Origin of the sequence: Arthrobacter sp. Soil762, from assembly GCF_001428335.1 — a bacterium.
GTDB lineage: Bacteria > Actinomycetota > Actinomycetes > Actinomycetales > Micrococcaceae > Arthrobacter.
In genome coordinates this window covers 202,123-222,107 of the sequence record NZ_LMSG01000019.1, presented here as the reverse complement: position 1 = coordinate 222,107, position 19,985 = coordinate 202,123, and the positions used below count along the sequence as shown (strand labels likewise).

General features: G+C 65.7%; 19 protein-coding genes and 1 pseudogene. 9 read left to right on the top strand and 11 right to left on the bottom strand.

Annotated elements, in window-relative coordinates; genetic code table 11:
* Positions 1–2: 2 nt before the first annotated feature.
* From ASG77_RS15020 to ASG77_RS15010, 4 genes are all read right to left on the bottom strand, one after another.
* Complete coding sequence (locus tag ASG77_RS15020; RefSeq protein WP_056346879.1) at positions 3–1,256, bottom strand: type II toxin-antitoxin system HipA family toxin; 1,254 nt, start codon at positions 1,254–1,256, stop codon at positions 3–5.
* On the bottom strand, positions 1,253–1,510 hold the full coding sequence (locus tag ASG77_RS15015) for a helix-turn-helix transcriptional regulator (protein ID WP_056346876.1): 258 nt from the start codon (positions 1,508–1,510) through the stop codon (positions 1,253–1,255). The genes ASG77_RS15020 and ASG77_RS15015 overlap by 4 nt, the downstream gene beginning before the upstream one ends.
* 189 nt (positions 1,511–1,699) lie before the next feature.
* Positions 1,700–1,843 (bottom strand): MFS transporter small subunit, encoded by a 144-nt coding sequence (locus ASG77_RS21985; protein ID WP_156380338.1) that lies wholly within the window; start codon positions 1,841–1,843, stop codon positions 1,700–1,702.
* A 1-nt stretch (position 1,844) separates the two neighbouring features.
* Positions 1,845–3,239, bottom strand: a complete 1,395-nt coding sequence (locus ASG77_RS15010) for an OFA family MFS transporter (protein ID WP_056346874.1) — start codon at positions 3,237–3,239, stop codon at positions 1,845–1,847.
* Between the two features lie 154 nt (positions 3,240–3,393).
* On the opposite strand from ASG77_RS15010, the pseudogene ASG77_RS15005 reads away from it, so the two are divergent.
* Positions 3,394–3,819 (top strand): annotated as a pseudogene (locus tag ASG77_RS15005) (SRPBCC family protein); the annotation flags it as partial.
* Between the two features lie 46 nt (positions 3,820–3,865).
* Here ASG77_RS15005 and ASG77_RS15000 read toward each other — a convergent pair.
* Both ASG77_RS15000 and ASG77_RS14995 read right to left on the bottom strand, forming a co-directional pair.
* Positions 3,866–5,365, bottom strand: a complete 1,500-nt coding sequence (locus ASG77_RS15000; protein ID WP_082576072.1) for an MFS transporter — start codon at positions 5,363–5,365, stop codon at positions 3,866–3,868.
* Positions 5,366–5,679: 314 nt separating this feature from the next.
* Positions 5,680–6,768, bottom strand: coding sequence for a N5-glutamine methyltransferase family protein (locus tag ASG77_RS14995; RefSeq protein ID WP_056347349.1), 1,089 nt, complete (start codon positions 6,766–6,768; stop codon positions 5,680–5,682).
* Between the two features lie 447 nt (positions 6,769–7,215).
* On the opposite strand from ASG77_RS14995, the gene ASG77_RS14990 reads away from it, so the two are divergent.
* Positions 7,216–8,874 (top strand): serine hydrolase domain-containing protein, encoded by a 1,659-nt coding sequence (locus tag ASG77_RS14990; RefSeq protein ID WP_082576071.1) that lies wholly within the window; start codon positions 7,216–7,218, stop codon positions 8,872–8,874.
* Positions 8,875–9,080: 206 nt separating this feature from the next.
* On the opposite strand, the gene ASG77_RS14980 is transcribed toward ASG77_RS14990, so the two are convergent.
* Complete coding sequence (locus tag ASG77_RS14980; protein ID WP_056346869.1) at positions 9,081–9,731, bottom strand: excalibur calcium-binding domain-containing protein; 651 nt, start codon at positions 9,729–9,731, stop codon at positions 9,081–9,083.
* Between the two features lie 45 nt (positions 9,732–9,776).
* Positions 9,777–11,033, bottom strand: a complete 1,257-nt coding sequence (locus ASG77_RS14975) for a GmrSD restriction endonuclease domain-containing protein (RefSeq protein ID WP_156380337.1) — start codon at positions 11,031–11,033, stop codon at positions 9,777–9,779.
* Positions 11,034–11,625: 592 nt separating this feature from the next.
* On the opposite strand from ASG77_RS14975, the gene ASG77_RS14970 reads away from it, so the two are divergent.
* Positions 11,626–12,324: a DUF2306 domain-containing protein gene (locus ASG77_RS14970; protein WP_056346865.1), complete on the top strand. Its 699-nt coding sequence runs from the start codon at positions 11,626–11,628 to the stop codon at positions 12,322–12,324.
* A gap of 345 nt (positions 12,325–12,669) precedes the next feature.
* Here ASG77_RS14970 and ASG77_RS21980 read toward each other — a convergent pair whose 3' ends face one another.
* The gene (locus tag ASG77_RS21980) at positions 12,670–12,813 is read right to left on the bottom strand and encodes a hypothetical protein (protein WP_156380336.1); all 144 of its coding nucleotides are present in this window, start codon (positions 12,811–12,813) and stop codon (positions 12,670–12,672) included.
* Positions 12,814–12,952: 139 nt separating this feature from the next.
* Between ASG77_RS21980 and ASG77_RS14965 the strand changes: the two genes are divergently transcribed.
* The 4 genes from ASG77_RS14965 (at position 12,953) to ASG77_RS14950 (ending at position 17,378) form a co-directional block, all read left to right on the top strand.
* Positions 12,953–15,643: a PEP/pyruvate-binding domain-containing protein gene (locus tag ASG77_RS14965; RefSeq protein ID WP_056346863.1), complete on the top strand. Its 2,691-nt coding sequence runs from the start codon at positions 12,953–12,955 to the stop codon at positions 15,641–15,643.
* 21 nt (positions 15,644–15,664) lie between these two features.
* Positions 15,665–16,255 carry a dihydrofolate reductase family protein gene (locus ASG77_RS14960; protein WP_056346861.1) on the top strand — a complete coding sequence of 197 codons (591 nt, stop codon included), beginning with the start codon at positions 15,665–15,667 and terminating at the stop codon, positions 16,253–16,255.
* Positions 16,256–16,326: 71 nt separating this feature from the next.
* Positions 16,327–16,653 carry an ArsR/SmtB family transcription factor gene (locus ASG77_RS14955; protein WP_056347347.1) on the top strand — a complete coding sequence of 109 codons (327 nt, stop codon included), beginning with the start codon at positions 16,327–16,329 and terminating at the stop codon, positions 16,651–16,653.
* Positions 16,650–17,378 (top strand): cation diffusion facilitator family transporter, encoded by a 729-nt coding sequence (locus tag ASG77_RS14950; protein WP_082576070.1) that lies wholly within the window; start codon positions 16,650–16,652, stop codon positions 17,376–17,378. The genes ASG77_RS14955 and ASG77_RS14950 overlap by 4 nt, the downstream gene beginning before the upstream one ends.
* Before the next feature lie 20 nt (positions 17,379–17,398).
* On the opposite strand, the gene ASG77_RS14945 is transcribed toward ASG77_RS14950, so the two are convergent.
* Complete coding sequence (locus ASG77_RS14945) at positions 17,399–17,584, bottom strand: GNAT family N-acetyltransferase (RefSeq protein ID WP_056346859.1); 186 nt, start codon at positions 17,582–17,584, stop codon at positions 17,399–17,401.
* Between the two features lie 108 nt (positions 17,585–17,692).
* On the opposite strand from ASG77_RS14945, the gene ASG77_RS14940 reads away from it, so the two are divergent.
* Together ASG77_RS14940 and ASG77_RS14935 are read left to right on the top strand one after the other, a co-directional pair.
* The gene (locus tag ASG77_RS14940; protein ID WP_056346857.1) at positions 17,693–18,514 is read left to right on the top strand and encodes an alpha/beta fold hydrolase; all 822 of its coding nucleotides are present in this window, start codon (positions 17,693–17,695) and stop codon (positions 18,512–18,514) included.
* Entirely contained in the window at positions 18,511–19,113 is a 603-nt protein-coding gene (locus tag ASG77_RS14935; protein WP_082576069.1) for a methyltransferase family protein, read from the top strand. The genes ASG77_RS14940 and ASG77_RS14935 overlap by 4 nt, the downstream gene beginning before the upstream one ends.
* Here ASG77_RS14935 and ASG77_RS14930 read toward each other — a convergent pair.
* Complete coding sequence (locus ASG77_RS14930; protein WP_056346856.1) at positions 19,110–19,985, bottom strand: potassium channel family protein; 876 nt, start codon at positions 19,983–19,985, stop codon at positions 19,110–19,112. The two genes, ASG77_RS14935 and ASG77_RS14930, sit on opposite strands and share 4 nt — an antisense overlap.

Sequence of the window (19,985 nt, the reverse complement as noted above, 5' to 3'; positions counted from 1 at the left end):
GGTTACAGCTGCCTGCGCGCCGTGCTTCCGGCAATGAGATCTTCTGCACGAGCAGCCACGAGTGCGGGCAGGTGCGCGAGGCGCTCGGGAACGGACGTATGAGCCCCCGCGGCCGCAACGAGGAGGCCCGTCACGCCGGAGCGGGCTTCATCCACGTCCATCCCCCAACTGCCAGCCTCCCTCACAAGATGGTCCAGGGTGATGTAGTTCAGCCGGGCCTGACCGGCCACTGAATGCCCTGCATTGGAACTGCGCGCATGTAGCAGCAGCGTTGGCGCGACGTCATACAGAGGCGCCAACTGCACCTCGCCCGTTTCCCGGATCAGCACCGAGTAGTTCTTGGAATGGGCGTCACCGTTACCGATGAGGACATTGAAAGCCACAGCCTTCAACAACTCACTCTTGAAAGCCGCAGCATTTCGGCTGCGCGGCGACGCGATCGCAGCCACTTGCGCGAGGCGTGACGGTGCCGCGGTCGACTGATCGTACTTTGCCGCAGACGCAATCCCCAGAGCCTGGGTGAAGTCTTCCTGATGAATCCGCTTGTGGTCCTCGGTTCGGTCATAGCGTTCCACTACCAGGGCATCCCGGGTGCCGAACGTCTCCATCCGTGTCCGTGCCGCACGAAGGCCTGCCGCCCTGGCCAGCTCAAGCGCCCAATGTTCGGCCGCCAGCAAGTCCGGAATCGGTGAATCAAGCGGGTCGGGTTTGATGATGTGCGTGGAGGCGGCGCCCCGGGCCGGCCAATACCAGCCGCTGTCGCCTGGCGACAAGCTGCTGGACAGCAGGACCTTGGACTGGACACCGCCAAGGGACGTGGTGATGGCGAAGTCCTCAGGGAGGTCCCAAGTGGGGAGGGACTCGACGGCGGCCACGACTTCCTGCTCGGTCATCGGCAGCAGTTCTCCCCCCTCCTCGGGATCCACGCCGTCGGGAAGGACCTGCACCGCGCCGGCACAGTCAGCGCCCACCGCCGCGAGCAACGCTTTGATGTCCGTGGAAGCAACCCCGTGCAGGTCGGCCAAGTGCGCACGAACCTGACCTTCCGGGAGGAGTCCATCGAAGAAGTTCAGCACTGCCGGACCGTTGATGGCTTTGGACTGCAACGGCAAGGACAACGAGAGCAGGGCAGCGCCGGCACCGTACTCAGCTACAAGGTCCGGGAGGTATTCAAGCCGCGGACGCAACGACGTTCCCGTGAGCCAGGCAATCCGCCGGCCATGCAGCCAGACGGCCAGCCGCTCATTCCGCCTCACTGCTTGACGTCCAAACGTGAAAACCGCGGAATAAGGGCAATGTCCCGTTCAAGGGCCCGTACCGCCGCGATGGCCGTCTCCAAAGAAACATTCTCGCCCTGTTCCAGGCGGACGATGGTGTGACGGCTCGCGTTGATGAGCTCGGCCAAGCCGCTCTGCGTCAGCTTCCGCTCCTGACGGGCGCTACGGACCGAAGCGCCAAAGGATTTCGAATCCACGGCGCGGAAGAACGGAGTTTCAGCCGGATGTTCCATATATTCACCATAGCAGGCATGAGAATCAAATGGTGAAGATAGTGAACATTCACCGCCATTTCTGAAATGTTCACGATCTTCACCTCACCGTCAGGCGACGCGTGGCACCCAACCCGGCTGCCGCCGTCGTACCCGCCCACGCCCTGCCTGGATGCATTGCGTTTCACCTACACACCCTTCCGCCATGGATCAGCCGAACAGGGCAGCCACGCGGGTCAGGGTCTGATAGACCCCGTAGGCCAGCGGGAGGCCCACAAGCGCCCAGGCGGCTGCAAGCTGGCCGGTGGACACTTTCACGGATGTTTGCGGGCCGGGCGTGTGTGCGGTGCTCATCTCAGGCCTCCATGGCAGGTTCGTATGCCCGTCCGCGGTCGGGGCGGGGTTCGTGGAATCGTGCGTCTACCGGCTTCACCAGCAGGTTGGCCAGGAAACCGATCACCAGCAGCACCACCATGGTCAGCAGCGCCGGCTGGTAGGACACGGCGTTCAGCTGACCGGGCTTGCCCTGGGCGTCCAGGAAGGCGTTGACGATCAGCGGCCCGGCCACGCCGGCGGCGGACCAGGCGGTCAGCAGCCGGCCGTGGATGGCGCCCACCTGGAAGGTCCCGAAGAGATCCCGGAGGTAGGCCGGGACCGTGGCGAAGCCGCCGCCGTAGAAAGAAATGATCACAAACGCGAGCGCCACATAAAGGACGGTGGCGGTGGAACCGACCAGCGCCAGCACCGCATAGAGGACGGCGCCGACGCCGAGATACACCATGTAGATGCGCTTTCGGCCGGTGACGTCGGAGGTGGCGGACCAGGCGAAGCGCCCGGCCATGTTGCCGATGGAGAGCAGCCCAACGAAGCCGGCGGCCACGGCGGCGCTGACAAGCGACGTGCCGTCGGATCTGCGGAAAAAGTCCTGGATCATCGGCGCGGCCTGTTCCAGAATGCCAATGCCCGCCGTGACGTTGCAGAACAGCGCAATCCAGACCAGCCAGAACTGCCTGGTCTTAACCGCGTTCTGGGCCGAGACATTCTCCGTTGTGACCAGTTTGGCGGCCTTGACCTTGGCGGCGTCAAACCCTGCCGGCTGCCAGCCTTCGGCCGGGACCTTGATCGTGAAGGCGCCAAAGAGCATGTACGCGAGGTAGACGACGGCGAGGGACAGGAAGAGCTTGCCCACGGCATCGCCGCTTGCCACCCACCCAGTGGCACCGGAGTTCGGGTCGTACAGCTTGAGCAGGGCCGTGGATACGGGGCTTGCGATCAGCGCGCCGCCGCCGAATCCCATGATGGCCATGCCGGTGGCGAGGCCTGGCCTGTCCGGGAACCACTTGATCAGGGTTGACACCGGCGAGATGTAGCCGATGCCCAGGCCGATTCCGCCGATGAAGCCGTAGCCGAGGTAGACCAGCCACAGCTGGTTCGTGAAGATGCCGACCGACCCGATCAGGAAGCCGCCGGCCCAGAACATGGCCGAGGCGAACATCGCCTTGCGCGGGCCGTTCTTGTCAACCCAGGTGCCCATGACCGCAGCCGACAGGCCCAGCATCACGATGGCGATCGAGAAGATCATACCGATTTCAGTAAGGCTGGCATCAAAATGCTTGACCAGCGCCGTCTTGTAGACACTCGTGGCGTAGGCCTGGCCGATGCAGAGGTGCACGGCGAGCGCCGCGGGCGGCACGAGCCAGCGGTTGAATCCCGGTGGGGCAATAGTTCGTTCACGGTCCAGCCAGCCCATCGTCGCTCCCTTGCGCGTCGTAAGACGTCGGTGTCCAAAGATCTGGAGGCGAATGGCCCCCAACACGGGCCGGCGCCTCCGGCAATCATGGTGCAAATCATCAGCAAGCGAACTAATCGTGCGCCGAGCGGTAGGAAATCCGCGATGAGCGGTGGTCAAGACCACGCCGGCACGGCTCTGGGAAGCCATCACCACCAGCGAGATCCGCGGCAACTACCAGTTCGGCAACACCTTCACCGCCGAGTGGAAACCGGGCGGCCGCTTCGAGATGGGCAACGCCAAAGCCAGCGGCCAGCTCCTGGCCGAGGGCGAAATCCTCGAAGTCGACCCGCCCCGCAAACTCGTCCAGACCATGCGCGCGCTCTGGGGCGAGGACGTCAAGGAGGAGGGCACCTCCCGCGTCACCAGGGAGATCGAACCCGTGGGCGATTCCTGCCATCTGACCGTCACCCACGACCAGCTACGCGAAGGCGCCATCGACCAGCTCTACGGCGGCTGGCCCATGATCCTCTCCGGCCTCAAAACCTGGCTGGAAACCGGCGAAAAGCTCACCACGCCCGGCTCACTCATGTACACCTAAGGCGACCGTCGGCGCCCAACCCGGGCGCCGCCGTCGTACTCCCGCGCTATTTTTCGGGTCCCGCGTGCGCCGCCCTAGCGGCCTCATAGCTGGTGCCGAAGGGCAGCGTGTCCATGTCCAGCATGGGGTTATCGTCCTGGGTTGCCACCAGTTCGCGGGCAGCTCTGTCCGAATCCACGCTGGGCATTGACCCGGGCAGGTGCCTCCGGGCGGATTCCGGCAGGAAGTAAATTGTGACCGCAGCGATTGCCGAGGTGGCCATGAGGTAGTACGCGGGCATCATGTCGTTGCCCGTCAGCTGGATCAGGCTCGCAATAATGAACGGCGTGGTGCCCCCGAAAATCGCCACCGCGAAGTTGTAGGCGATGCCCATGGCCCCGTAGCGATGGGCCGTGGGGAACAGTGCCGGCAGCGCCGAGGCGAGATTGGCAACGTAGAACGTGACCGGGAAGGCCACCAGGGCAAGACCGGTGAGCGTGGCCGGAATGCTTCCGATATCGATCAGAATGAACGCGGGGAGCGAGAGCACCACCGTGCTGATCGCACCGATCCACAGCACGGGGCGGCGGCCGATCCGGTCCGAGAGATGACCTGTCAGCGGGATGCACAGGGACATGGCCACCAGGACCGGGATGGTCAGGAGAGTCCCGTTGATCTCGTCGTACCCCTTGTTGGTGGTCAGGTACGTGGGCATGTAGGACGTCAGGGCGTAGCCCACCGTATTGGCAGCCGCCACGAGGATCATGGCCAGCACTATCCTCTGCCAGTAGGCCTTGAAGATCCCCACCGGGCCCATGGGGCCGAGCACCTCACCGGTTTCGGGATGCCTGGCCACTTCGGCCTCTGCCTCGAGGGTTGCCTGGAACGCGGGAGACTCCTCAATTTTCATCCGGAAGTAGATCGCGATGATGCCGAGGGGCCCGGCGATCAGGAACGGAATCCGCCAGCCCCAGGCCTCCATCTCGGCCTGGCCCAGGGTCAGCTGGAGACCGGACACCAGAGCTGCACCGATGGCAAAGCCCAGGTAGCTGCCCATGTCCAGGAAGCTGGCGAAGAAGCCGCGGCGGTGGTCCGGGGAGTGCTCACTGACGAACGTCGTGGCGCCTGCGTACTCGCCGCCGGTGGAAAAGCCCTGCACCAGCTTGGTGATCACCAGCAGCACGGCAGCCCAGATGCCCAGCACCGAGTACCCCGGAAGGAGACCGACGGCGAAGGTCGCCGCGGCCATGAGCATCAAGGTCATTGCAAGGACCTTCTGGCGGCCGATCTTGTCGCCAAGCCAGCCGAAAAAGACGCCACCCAGGGGCCGGGCGATAAACGTGGCTCCGAAGGTTCCCAGCAGGAACAGGTTCTGCACGGCTTTGTCGGCTTCCGGCAGGAACACCGGCCCCATGGTGGTGATCAGATAACCGAACACACCGACGTCGTACCATTCCATCGTGTTGCCGACGATGGTCCCGCCGAGCGCTTTCCTGAGGGTCCGGTGGTTAACAACATTGACGTCTGAAACGCGGAGACGGCGTTTCTTGAGAGGTTGCTGGGTCATGGCTGCCCCACCTCCAGATTGAAGGGGCCCATCAGCTGGCATACAGACACTTTGGTTCCTCCGATGGAGGTCACACGCCACCGACGGATGGCGCCGTCTTTGGCGTTGGACACACCTCGATGGCGAAGCCCAAGTGTCCGGCAATCGTGCCGGGCTGTCGAGAAGAGCCGGAGGTCCGATCGTGGGGAAAGCGCCCTGCGTTAGGTCCTGTCCCATGGGTCATTCCGGCTCGTTTAGGTACTCCGACCATCTTGGCACCGCCGCCCGGGCACAGCAATGGGATTCGGTGAGAAACCCGTTCAGAAACCGGCTGTTCAGAAGCCTGTGACTGCCCGGGGAACAAGCCGCCACAGGGACGTGACCTCGGCCGTGCGCGCCTCGAACAGAGGATCGTCGCGGTCCGATGCCTTCGGATGCGTCGGCTTGGTGTCGAGCCGTTCCACCACCTTCAGCCCAGCCGCGTTGATGGCCGCCAGCAGATCGTCACGCGACCGCAGGCCAAGGTGCTCGGCCAGGTCGGAAAGGACAAGCCAGCCCTCACCGCCCGGCTCCAGATGGTCGGAGAGTTCGTTCAGGAAGCGGAACAGCATCCTGCTGCCGGGGTCGTAGACGGCGCTGTCCAGGGTGGAATGCGGCGTGGCCGGAATCCAGGGCGGGTTGCACACAACGAGCGGTGCCCGTCCGGGCGGGAACATGTCGGTCAGGACGGCCTCAGCACGGTCCTGGACACCGAGGTTCCGGAAATTCTCACCGGCGCAGGCGATGGCACGCGGTTCATTGTCCGTCGCCACCACGCGGTGGACGCCACGGCGGGCGAGGACGGCCGCGAGCACCCCGGTACCTGTTCCGACGTCGAACGCCAGCGTGTCAGAGGGCAGCGGCGCGGCGGCCACGAGATCCACATACTCACTCCGGGTGGGGAAGAACGTGCCATAGTGCGGGTGGATGCGGCCCTGCAGGGCATCGACGTAGACGCCATTCCGTCGCCACTCGTGGGCGCCAATTGCCCCGACAAGCTCATGCAGGGACACAACGGAAGGTTCGCCGATATCGCCATACGCTTCAGCGGCGGCCTCCCGGATATCCGGTGCGCGGCGCAGCGGCACCACCGGGCCCGGATCAAGAGGAATCAGCAGCAGGCCGAGAATGCGCGCACGGTGCGAGCGGGACTGGCGATGCCGATAGAACTTTTCGGCCGGAGTTCCTGCGATCTTCTTTCCGGCGCCTACCCGCCGGTCCATGGCGTTGAGGATCTGCCGTGCGTTGTGGAAGTCACCGTGCCAGAGCATCGCGATCCCCTGTGACGCCATCCGGTTCGCCTCATCGGCCGTGAGGGAGTCGGTGACCACTTCGACGCGCGTCGGCGCCGGCCTGCCGTTCGCCGAACGCCATCGAGCGGTCATGCTCTCACCAGCCTCGACCCAGGTCACGACGGCGGGATCATCCACCGCAGCTGCGCGCGCCGGATCGGGGGCCGACGTCGGGATTCCCACGGGAGCTGGTGTGTCGGTAGTGATATAGATCCATTCCAAGAGTCCGGGGGCCGATCGGAGAGTGACGATTGCGGCGGTGATTCCACGACGTGGAAGGCGACGGCCCAAGATTCCGGACCGTCTTCCGGCCGCGAACCGCGCTTGGTTGATGGCTGCTGGAACCATTCAACCTGCATTGTCAGGATACAGGTGTGCCATAATCGCCACCCGCCGCCCGGCCGGGGCACGTGAGGCGACCGTCGCCACCCAATCCGGGCGCCGCCGTCGTACTCCCCCACGCCGAGGCAGGGATGCATTGTTTTCCACCTGGCCAGGCCATACCGTGAAGGGACGGTCAGCCGAAGTGCAGGTGCGGGCATGCGAGCTATTTCCTGGTCAGCGCGCTGTCTCCTGTTGTGCTTCCTGACCGTGGGGATCCTCGGCGGCGCCACCACACCGGCACCGTCACCTGCCGGCCTGCTGGCCACGGGACCCGCGAGCCCCGAGCAGACCTACGACGCGCTGGACACCTTCCTTCGGGAGCAACTGGACACCCTCGGGATTCCGGGCGCCGCCATCGCCGTCGTCCGGGACGGCGTCCACGTGCACTCCGCCGCATTCGGACGCGCCGACGACTCCGGGCGCCCGATGACCGCCCAGACGCCGGTGCTGCTGGCCTCCACCAGCAAGTCCGTCACCGCCATCGCCGTGATGCAGCAGGTGGAGGCCGGCCGCCTGCGGCTGGATGCGCCGGTGCAGACCTACCTGCCCTGGTTCACGCTGGACGACAGTCGCTCGCAAGCCATCACAGTCCGCCATCTGCTCCACCAGGCCAGCGGCATGTCATCCAAGGACACGGCCTTCGAAGCCTCCGACGCGCAGGGCCCGGAGGCTCTCGAGGAAGGGGTCCGGGCCTTGGCCGGTTCCCCGCTGGCCGGCGAACCGGGCGAGGCCTTCCACTACGCCAGCGCCAACTTCAACATCCTGGGCCTCCTGGTGCAGACAGTCTCCGGCCAGCCTTTCGGTGACTACTTGGAGCAGCACGTCTTTGGGCCGCTGGAGATGGCCCACAGCCATCCCACGCAGGCTGCCGCCCGCGCGGACAATGCGGCCGCCGGCTACTCGCTGTGGTTCGGCTCGTTCTGGCGCCAGACCGACGTGCCCGCACCCACCACCGGCATGCCGTCGTCCACGCTGTACGCGTCGGCGGAGGACATCGGCCACCAGCTGATCGCACTGCTCGACGGCGGACGGTACGGCGGTGCCCAAATCCTCCGGCCCGAGAGCGTGGCGGCGATGTTCGAGCCGGGGGTGCAGGTGGACGGGTCCAAGCGGTACGCCATGGGGTGGTTCACCCGGCCGCTGGTGGAATCCGCCGATCCCGCAGCACCGGCCGTCCAGGAAGCGGACTTGCCGCTGCTCCTGGAGCATCAGGGCGAATGGGGCAACAGCCACACCTACCTGGCCATGGTTCCGGAGTCCGGCCTTGGCGTCGCCCTGGTCATCAACGGCAATGACACCGCCGCCCCGTCGCGGCTCAAGGCCATCGACACCAACGTCCTGCGGATCCTCCACGGGCAGTCCCCCGTGCCGGCGGTGGTGTTCGAGGACTGGCTGCAGCGTTACAGCTGGGCGGTGGCCCTGGCCCTGCTTCTGACGGAGCTGCTGAGCCTGTGGCTGGTGCTGCGGTTTTTGCTTCGGCGGCGTGCTCCGTCCCGGAAGCGCTGGGTGCTTCTGGTTTGGGGAGTTGCTGCTCTCGCCCTCGACGCGTTCGCCCTCTGGCTGTGCCTCAGCTACGCCCCCGCCCGGTTCGACACCCACTTGTTTGTGATCATCCGCCAGTTTCCCGACGTCGGCATTTTTCTGGTGCCTGTGCTCGTGCTGGCCATCCTTTGCCCTGTCCCGCGGACGGTGTGGCTTCTCGCCAGAGTGCGGGCTGATGCCGCCCGCAATTTGCCCGTTCAGGCTCCGGCTGGCGCGGTGTGGCCTAAAGTGCAGCGTTCGCCGTCAGCGGGGCGCCGTCGTGGGCCACATTGACGGTGACCTGGCCCCGAAACGGCTCAAACCGCGGCGTGTCCATGTCAAAGTGCCCCAGTTCGGCTACTCGTGCAGTTACGGGGAAGTCCATCGCGGTGATGCGGCTGAACATGCTCAACACTCCCTGGCCTGGATCAGCACTAAAGCCGACAGCCGCGGACACCTTCCAGAGGAAAGGTTTCCGCGGCATTAATCGTCCGATTCGCTTACTTATCGCACCCGATTCCGTCGCGGTCTCTGTCGAGGTGCGTCCCATATCCCGGTGTTCCGGCATAGATGGGCGCCGCACCTGCTGCGCGTGCCGCCGTGCAGTTTGCGTAGTACACGGCTGCTGGTGCCTGGACTACGGGTGCTGGCTTTACGACCGCCTGCTGGGCAGTCTGCTGCGCGGCTGCCTCGGCTGCTTTCTGGGCTGCAACCTGCTGCGCGGCTGCCTGATCTGCCGCAGCTTTGTCCGCCACAACCTTTGCTGCAGCAGCCGCCTCTGCTGCAGCCTTGTCAGCTGCGGCTTTATCAGCGGCGGCCTTTTCCGCCGCAGCCTTTTCAAGGTTCTTGACGCCTAGGTGAACGGTGGATCCCTTTGCCACCTGTGCGCCTTCGGTTGGGTCTTGGGACGTCACCTGCCAGTTCTTCTTTACGATGATGGACTTGCCATCGGCAGTGTCCGCAGCTTCGACCTTGAACCCGAGATCTTCCAGTTGCTCCGTGGCTTTGTCCAGAGTCAGGCTCAGCACGCCTGGAACCGTGACAGCATCTGCAACCACTGCAACAGCGGTTGACGTTGATGACGCCTGCGTACCACTGCATCCCGTCAGCATGAGGCCGGTCAGCACAATTAATGTCAGTGTCTTCTTCATTTTTCCCCCTTGGAAATTCTTGAAACGGTGGAGTGATTGGCGTGGCTAGCTCTCGCAGGCCACACCGTCGGAGTCGCGGTCCAATGCCGCCCTATAGCCGGCCTGTCCGGCATAGATCGGCGCGGCACCGGCGGCCTTGGCGGCCGTGCAGTTGGCGTAGTAAACGGCGGCCGGAGCAGCAGAAACAGGTGCGGGCGCCGGCACAACAGGCGCGGGAGCAACCGGAGCAGGGGCGGGTGCCACAGCCGCCGGGGCCGGAGCGGGAGCTACCGGGTCAGCTGCCACCACCGGCGCAGGTGCGGGCGCCTGCGCCGCGGCGACTGGTGCCTGCTCGTTTGTTGGTGCGAGCTGGCCGGAGCAGTCGGCAAGGATCCTGGCCATCGCGGCATGCTCCGCCTGGGTGACCCACAGGCTGTACGTTGCCTTCACCGAAATCTGCCGGGCAACGTATTCGCACCGGAAGCCCTTATTCGGCGGCAACCAGGTGGCGGCGTCGCCGTCGCCCTTTTTCATGTTGGTGGGACCGTCCGTGGACTGGAGGTTCAGGGGGTCATTGGCGAAGGCCGTCCGCTGCTCCGTGGTCAACTGCTGCGCACCCTTCTGCCAGGCGTCGCTGAGGGCAACAACATGGTCGATCTGGACGGCGCTGCTGGTGGCACTCCCCCGCAGGAAGCGGATGGTAGTGCCTGTGTAGGGGTCCGCCAGCGTTCCGGACTGAACCTTGCAGGGGATGCTGTTGGTGTAGGTGATCCCCGTAAGGTCGCGCTTGAGCATGTCGTTCCGCGTGTCGCAGCCGTTGCGGTCCACGTCTGCCCAGGCCTGACCGAAGAGCGCACGGTCGTAGCCCGTCTTCGGCGCCCGGCCCTTGATGGGAAGGGTTGCCAGCAGGTCGATCGTCTTCGTTGCAAAGGCGGGCTGCGTCTTCGGAGCCGTGACATCGTTCGCAACGAGGCTTGAAGTCTCAGGATCGAGCGGGGCGCCCGTCGCCTGCGCGGTTGGAACGGACGACGGCGTCGGAGTCGCTTTTGCAGATGCGCTCGCTGTGGCGGTTCCCGGCGAGGCATTCCAGTCCGAGGAGGCTGCCTGGAGATCCTCCGCGTTGGTCCGTGGCACTGTGACTGCGCCGGCGATGAAGAGAGCGAAGGAGAGGGCGAGTGCGATGGCCCCTGCCTTCCGCTTCGCCGGGAGCCACGCCCAGGAACGGCGTCCGGTCGCCAGAACATAAAAGCCGGTAACGGCGCCGGCGATAGCTAGGAAAACCAGAGCGCCCCCGAGACCGCCACTGAAAGCACCAATAATCATGAAAAGGGCTGTGATGCCGCCGACGATGAACGTGGAAGCACGTGGCCTGCCTGGTGGTCTTGACCCGGGACCACCTGATACTGGAGCCCAGAGCACTTCATTGTTCGACATTATTTCCCCCAATAATAAAAGCCCGACAATTAGCCGGGCTTTTACCCTGTCGACATCTTGCGTCACTGAAGACCCTATTTCTACGTCCCATGCGAACGGCGGATACTTCGCGGATCCTGGCACAACATTGATCCGGTCTTGAGCCGATCTTGAGCCGTTCGTCGATCGGGGAATTCGAGGCTTAATAATGGAAATAGGTGCTAAGGGAAGACGTAGTTTTCTGTTTTCCCATATTTACGGCGGTCGGCCTTTCACCCAACGTTTCCTGGCGCTGACCACCATCACCGAGCGCCTATCGCCTATCGCCTATCGGGACCAAGTGCAGTACGTTGGCCGTACGCCGCACGAATAGCGTGGTGCTGGGCACGCATTCCGGCCGCCAACTCTCGAAAATTTCGATCTGCGTCATGAGGGACTCTGAGGTCCCGGCCTGACTCAACCCCGGCGAGTGCGTGCGCGCACGGACCAGAGAAGCGAACTCATGAAATCTGCAACCCTTCCCCGCTCCCGCAAAAGCCCCCGGACCCGCTGGCTCGTACCTGCCGCCCTGATCCTCCTCAGCCTCGTCCCGGTCATCGCCGGGGCCGTGCGCCTGACCGAGCTCTCGGGAGGTCAGATCACGCCGGATAACGCGCGGTTCTTCGATTCGCCAGTCCCCGTGCTGATCCATATCCCCACCGTCACGGTGTACCTGGTGCTGGGGGCGTTTCAGTTCGTTCCCTCGCTTCGACGGGGCAAGCGCGGCAGGGCCAGCTGGCACAAAATCGCGGGACGCATTCTTGCCCCCACCGGCCTGCTCGCCGCCCTGTCGGGTTTGTGGATGGCAGTTTTCTACGATCTCACGCCTCTGGACGGGCCGCTGCTACTTGTCCTTCGGCTCGCCTTCGGGTCCGCCATGGTCGCGTTCATTGTCCTTGGATTCATCGCCGTGCGGCGCCGGAACTACGTCCGGCACAGCGAATGGATGTCGCGGGCGTACGCCATCGGCATCGCCCAGGGAACCATTGTTGTGGTGACAATTCCGTGGATTCTCCTGGTAGGACCGGTAGACGAACTGACCCGGGCGCTTCTGATTGGCGCATCATGGGTACTCAGCCTGGCGGTGGCCGAATACTTCATCCACCGGCGCGCCCAAGTACCAACGCGAGCGGCGCCCCCAAGCCGTGCGCCGTCGTCGTAATTCCCGACGGCGGCCGCTGGCCAGGTGCCTATGGTTTAGTAAGTGCGCTTACGGATTGGGATCTAGACTTAATCATGGACACGATCCCGGCGGTTTTCCTCGTCATCGGGGCAGCGTTTGCCTGGCTGGGCGTGACGCTAGTGGTTATCCTCCGGACTCGGCGCCGTAGGAGTGGATCGAGGCCGGTGCATCCGGCGCATCCCACTGACCAGGCTCACCTCCGTAACGGCATTCGCTGGCGCCGCCTCCGCCGGATCGCGGACCAGAACACCGGAACTCCGTCGAGGCGACACAGTCTGAAAATCAGGAAGGTCCGCCACTAAGGCCACCGAAACTTCAACGGCGTCAGGACACCCGGCGGAACTCCCCGGGCCGCAGCTGGACGTGGATGGGCAGCACCAGCTGGATGTGGGTGTCGCCGATGGGCTTGTCGAGCAGCTCGTTGATGGAGGTCTGCCCTTCCAACTCGCTGTGCTGGTTTTTGCCCATGTATCGAGCTTATGTGCGCCACGGCGGGAGTGAATCCTAAGACACGCGTGAGCTATGGCCTCTTGTCTGCGGCAGTGCCAGTATGTGGAGAATCAGGTTCGCTGCAGGACCCCAAACCGGCCAGTGAGGACGCACAATCATGACCTACGTCAACAATTTGGCCGATGTGGGAGCAGGCGACATCGCCGTGGCCGGCGGAAAGGCCGTGGGACTGGGCGGCCTCCTTCAGGCCGGGCCGCCGGTCCCCCCAGGCTTTGTGCTGAACACCGCAGCCTATTCGCATTTTGTGGACGCCAACCACCTTGAGGCACGCATCCAGGAACTGGCCACTCTGTCGCCGCAGGCCGCGCCCCAGGACTACGCGGACGCCTCGGAGCGGATCCGCGCCCTGTTCGCCGGCGGCATCATGCCGGCCGACATCGCAGCGGAACTCGGCGCCGCCTACGGGCAGTTCGCCGACGGCGACGGCGACGGTGACGCCGACGGGAATCCGGCCGTTGCGGTGCGCTCCTCCGCCACGGCCGAGGACCTCGCCGCAGCCAGCTTCGCCGGGCAACAGGAAACCTACCTGAACGTCCGCGGGGCCGAGTCGCTGTCCGCGGCCGTGATCGATTGCTGGGCTTCCCTGTGGACGGCGCGTGCCATGGCCTACCGGGCCCGCGGAGGCATCGGACCGGATTCGGTGCGCCTCGCGGTGGTGGTCCAGCGGATGGTCGAGGCCGAGGCTGCCGGGGTCATGTTCACTGCCAATCCGGCCAACGGGCGCCGCGACCAGATCGCCATCAGTGCCGCGTGGGGCCTGGGCGAGTCCGTGGTCAGCGGGACGGTCACCACGGATGACCTCGTAGTCGACGCCGGGACGGGCGCCGTGCTCTCGCGACGCACCGCAGACAAGGCGGTTATGACTGTCTACGCGGAGCACGGCACCCGGGAGCAGCCCGTGGCGGCAGCCCGCCGTCGTGCTCCCGTTCTTGACGACCGTGCCGCAGCCGAGCTCGCCGGGTATGGCACGCGGAGTGCGGATCATTTCGGGGCACCGCAGGACATCGAGTGGGCGCGGGCCGGTGGCGGGTTTTTCATCCTGCAGTCCCGGCCCATCACCGCGCTGCCCGAACCGGCGGCCGACACCCCGGATACCTGGCCCGTGCCCTTCCCCAAGGGGATGTACTTCCGGGCGAGCATCGTGGAACAGCTGCCCGACCCGCTCTCGCCGCTGTTTGCCGACCTCATTGACGGCTCGGTGTCCAGGTCGCTGCGAGCCTTGATGAACGAGGCCGTGGGCACGAACGTCATCCGCGAGGGCGACGTGGGACTGCCCACCATCAACGGCTACGCCTATTACTACTACCGCACCTCGGGGATGTGGCGGATCATGGGCAAGGCGCTGACGGCGGTACGCGCGCTGGCCCGCGGCCAGGCGCACATGGGAGTGGCAGGCTGGCGCGAATTTTCGCATCCACACTACGAACGGGTGATCAAAGACCGGTCCGCGACGCCGGTCGGCGAGCTCACCGGCGAGGAACTGCTGGAGGGTGTGCAGGCGCTGCTGGACGCCGGCACCGTGTACTACACAGCCGTCCAGTCAGTCATTCCGCTCGCCGCATGCAGCGAAATCTCGTTCCGGGCGTACTACGACAAGTTCGTCCGGCGCGACGGCGAACCCCCCGCCGTGACGTTCATCCTCGGCTACGACAGCGAACCCATCCGGGCGGAGAAGTCCCTGTACGATCTGGCAGCCTGGGCCCGCGGCGTCCCCGGGCTCGCCTCGGCGCTCCTCCATGAACCGACGACGGCGTTGGCCGAGTCCCAACGCACGGGATTCCCGCCTGCCGGCTTCGCTGAGCCGTTGTGGCAACAGTGGCGTCCTCGCTTCCAGGACCACCTCGGCCGGTTCGGCCATGCGGTCTACAATCTGGACTTCGCCAGCCCGGTGCCGGCCGACGATCCGTCAGCCCTGCTGGACACGGTGAAGTTCTACCTGCGGGGGCAAGGCACTGACCCCCATGAGCGGCAGCGGCACTCGGCCGACCGCCGCGAGGACGAGACCAGCCGGATCAGCGCCCGGCTCGGGCCGCGCCGCCGGGCCGCGTTCCTCCGTTTGCTCCGGTGGGCACAGACCACCGCGCCGATCCGCGAGGATGCCCTGGCCGACGTCGGCCTGGCCTGGCCGCTGCTCCGGCGGATGCTGCTGGAACTAGGGCAGCGGCTGGTGGACTCCGCTGTCATCGCCGAGCCCGCCGACGTGTTCTGGCTGCGGCACCAGGAGCTGCGCAGCGCCGTCGAGTTCGGCCTGGCCGCGCCGGGCGCAACGGCGGCCGTGGCCATTACCGGAGCCGACCGGCCCGTCCGCGCCGCCGCCGTCGAAGAGCGCAAGATGCTGTGGCGGGGCCAGATGAAGGCCGCTGCCCCGCAACTGCTCCCGGAGAGCCGGTGGATGGAAAAGGCCTTCGGCTCCATGATGCCCGCAGGCTCGCAGCACCAACTCGGCGACATCATCAAGGGCACGGGCGCGAGCGCGGGCCGGGTCAGCGCTCCGGCCCGAGTCCTGAGGGGACCACAGGATTTCGCCCTGATGGAGCCCGGAGAGGTCCTCGTCGCCCGCATCACCACTCCCGCCTGGACCTCGCTGTTCGCGATGGCCTCCGCCGTGGTGACCGACGTGGGCGGACCGTTGAGCCACAGCTCCATCGTGGCCCGGGAGTACGGCATCCCGGCCGTGCTCGGCACCGGCGTTGCCACCCAGCGGCTCACCAGCGGCCAGCAGATCCGTGTGGATGGCGACGCCGGCACCGTCACCATCGAGCAGCCGAGCCCTACTCAAGGGCCATGACCCGGTGGCATGATGGGGCGCATGAGCCGAGTCACGTGCGACCTGACCATCTCCCTCGACGGCTTCGTCGCCGGCCCGAACCAAAGCCCGGTGGAGCCGCTGGGCGAGAACGGCGAGCTCCTGCACCGGTGGATGTTCGAGGAACCCGAGGCCAACGCGGCCGCGATCGAAGGCATCCTCGCTTCCGGCGCCTACATCATGGGGCGGAACATGTTCGCAGGTCCCGGGGCGTGGGATGAGGACTGGCGGGGATGGTGGGGTGAGGAGCCGCCCTATCACGCACCGGTTTTCGTTCTCACCCATCAGCGACGCGAGCCCCTGCAGATGCAGGGCGGTACCACGTTCAACTTCGTGACCGATGGGATCGAATCGGCGCTGGCCCAGGCCCGGAAGGCCGCAGGCAGCAAGGACGTGGCCATTGCCGGCGGGGCGCAGACCGCCCAGCAATACCTATCGGCGGGGCTGATCGACGAGCTGCGGCTCCACACCGCGCCCATCATCCTGGGGGCGGGCGAACGGCTGCTCGACGGCGTCGCGAACCTCACGCTTGAGCCCACGGAAGTGAGCGGCACCGGCCTCGTCACCCACGTCCGCTACCGGGTCATCCACTAAACAGGCCGAGCGGGTGGGAACCGGCTGAGTTCACAATTGCGTGAATACATCCTTAGATGTACTTTATTGGTATGGAAACGCTCGCTCATGCACCGGTACTGGCACGGTTCGGTTACGCAGTCTCGGACCCAACGCGGGCCCGGATTCTGCTGGCCCTTGCTGACGCGCCGGCCTACCCGTCCGATCTGGCCGACACTTTGGAAGTTTCGCGGCAGAGCATGTCCAACCACCTGACGTGCCTGCGCGGCTGCGGCCTGGTGGTCGCCGTCCCTGACGGGCGGCGAAGCCGGTACGAGCTTGCGGATGCCCGGCTGGGCCACGCTGTCAGGGATCTGATCGGCGTGGTCCTCGCCGTGGATCCGGCCTGCTGCGCGCCGGACGGAACGTGCCCGGCATGACGGCGCTGCTGAACCCGCTGGCGCCGGAGCGCCGTGCGGTCCTGACCCGAAGGATCCGGCTGTTCGCCGCGGCGACGATCACCTACAACCTCATTGAAGCGGTCGCCGCCCTGTGGGCCGGCGGTGTCGCGGACTCCTCGGCGTTGATCGGGTTCGGGCTGGACTCAGTCATCGAGGTGGCCTCCGCCCTGGCGCTGTCCTGGCAGTTCTCCGCCAAGGACCCGGAACGCCGGGAGCATCTGACCCTGCGGATCATCGCGGTGTCCTTCTTCGCCCTCGCCGCGTTCGTCACCGTCGATGCCGTACGGGCGCTGACGGGCGGCGGGGAAGCACGGCACTCAACGCCGGGGATCGTTATCGCTGCCCTGAGCCTGGCCATCATGCCCGTTTTGTCCTGGCTGCAGCGCCGCGCGGGGCGCGAGCTGGGCTCCCGGACCGCGGTGGCCGACTCAAAGCAGACGCTTCTGTGCACGTACCTGTCAGCGGTCCTGCTGGTGGGGCTGGTCCTGAACAGCACTCTGGGCTGGTGGTGGGCCGATGCCGGGGCCGCACTGGTCATCGCCGCCATCGCCGTCCGGGAAGGCATCAATGCCTGGCGCGGAGACGTGTGTTGCATAGTCCGCACCGTCGACGCGTGCTGCCCAGAATGTTCAAGTGAAACTGCCCGCCAAGAGGGTCCTCTACCAGCGGGCCGGCCCTTGCTGGAGGTACGGGAGATCCCCTGACGTCCCTGGGGGTTACTCCCCTAATCCATGCGATTGTCCGAGCGCGAGCCACGCCCGGAGGAGATCCGCACCATGCGGATCTCGCGCACGCCGTCCTCCACATTCACGGTCCCGTCCGCCACGAACCCGTGCTTGCGGTAGAACGCCTGCGCCCGAGGATTTGGATCGGCCACCCAGAGCGCTGCCGAATCGTCAGGTCCGCACATTCACGCGCGCCATATGGGCAGCGTCCTCGACGCGCGCGAAACGAACCCTCACCGGGGTATCCATAAGCAAAACTCTACCGAGAGCGGCACCCGGCGTAGCCTGAATCCATGGACTCCGAAGTCCGGTATCTCACGCTCCGCACCGGCATCACGGTGCCGTGCCTCGTCCACGGCGACGCCGCCGCGAAACCGGTGCTGCTGCTACACGCGTGGGGCGAATCGAGCGGCAGCTTTGACCGCTTGATTCCCCAGTTGCCCGGTTTCCGGGTCTATGCCCCGGATCTCCGCGGGCAAGGTGAGGCGGACAAACCGGAGGGCGGCTACTCCCTGGCGGAACAGGCCGAGGACGCAGCCGCAATCCTGGAGGCCCTCAACGTGCCGAGCGCCGCCGTCGTCGGCTCCTCAAGCGGCGGCTACGTCGCCCAGCAACTCGCCATTTCCCACCCACAAAAGGTTGCCTCGCTGGTGCTGGTGGGCGCTCCCCTGAGCCTCCACGGGCGGGCACCCTTCGCCGACGAAGTGGACCGCCTGACGGACCCCCTCGACGAGGACTGGGTCCGGGATTCCCTGTCCTGGTTTCCCCTGTTGCACGAGGTTCCCGCTTGGTTCGTCGAGGACCGTGTGCACGACGGTCTCCGGATGCCGGCCCACGCCTGGAAGGGCATCCTGAACGGCCTGGGCGAGGCCACCCCGCCCACCGAATCGGGAACCATCCACGCCCCCACGCTGATCCTGTGGGGAGAACAGGACCGCTTGCTGACACGCGGCGGCCAGGAAACCCTGGCAGCCCGGATCCCCGGCTCCGTGCTGAAGGTCTACCCCGATGTGGCGCATCTGGTGGTGTGGGAGTGCCCGGACCAGGTCGCAGAAGATACGACGGCGTTCCTCGCCTCCCTCTTTGACGCCCGCAAGCCATCGGACGTACTGTGACGGCCCGCTCTGCAGGCTCGCCGGCCAGGCGGTTGAAGGAGGTTTACGACAACCTCCCGCTGCCGCTGCCTATCGTGGCCGCGCTGGCCCTGGATCTCCTCCTTGACCGGGTCCGTCCAATGCCGCTTCCCGGATCCCGCTCCCTCCACCGGATAGCGGGGGCGGCACTGCTGCTCGCCGGCGTCGGCCTGAATGTTTGGGCGCTGGCTGAACGGCGACGCCGCTCGGCGGGCCCCTTCGCGCTGGAGCGGCCGGTGGAGCTGGTCATCACCGGCCCGTATGCAATCACCCGCCATCCGATGTATGTCGGCTGGTGGCTCATCCAACTGGGCGCGGGAACCTTGGCCGGTTCATCCTGGGTCCTCGCGACGATGCCGGCTGAATTGCTTGTGGAACACCGCTTTGTCCTCGGCGAAGAGGCCATGCTGGCCGAGCTCTTTGGACGGTCCCACCGTGATTACGCGAAAACGGTTCCGCGCTACCTCGGGTTCCCGAGGGAGGCACAGTCCGCAAAGTGCCAGGGCATTGCTTGCGCGGCGGGCTCGCTATTTAGCGGCAAGAGAACTCTTCAACGGGCATCGCGGGCGGCACTTCCTTAGTTCCGGCGGTGCCGGTGATGACTTTCGTAGCTTTGGAACACTTCTGAGGAGGTTTGGCCGGAGTGTCCGAATTTTCCGCGGAGGACCTCGGCCAGGTCATCCAAGGCCGCGTGCATCATCCGTCCGGCAAATTGCAGGTCGATGTTCGTGCTTGCCTGCGCTTCTGAGGCCAGTTGGTGCGCATAGGCGACGGTAGCCGGCAGTGATCCTCTCTGCTGTGCTTCGTGGAAGTAGTACGTTTCGTTGAACGCCAGCAGGTCCATGCTGACCGTGGCTACACTTCTGGCGAATGATTCGAGCAAGGTAGCGGCATGTCCGGGTTCCAACGTCGACATGCCTTGCGGCCCGGCGGCCTGCCTGAACAGGTTCAGCTCGTGGGCAAGGGCGCGGCGCCGGCTGAGGGCGGGGTACGTCTGCAGAATCCAGGAGACCGTGGCCGTAAGCAACCCGAAGCCTGTGACGGCCTGCGCAGCGACGACGAACCGAAGTAATGGCGCCGCCGGAACTATCTCACCGAAGCCGACAGTGGAGAGGCTCACCATCGAGATGTACATGGCCTCGGAAAGGTCCCCTCCATGGGGGACGCCCGCTGCGTAGACGAACCCGTCCGGTAAATGCGGTACATACACCAGTGCCCATCCCATGATGGACAAGGACGCCCAGGCGCCGATCACCGCCGCCATGGCGGCGGGTGCAGCGACGGTGGAGGCCCGGCCGGCGAATCGTCGGGACAGGAGCCACAGCGCACGCATGATGAGCCTGCACACGGGTCCCGTGCCGTGAGGATAGAGGAGCGTGTGAAAGACATCTGCGGCCATCAGCAGAATCAGTCCCGCACCGATGACCGTCACCACAACGTCCGCAAAGTCCAT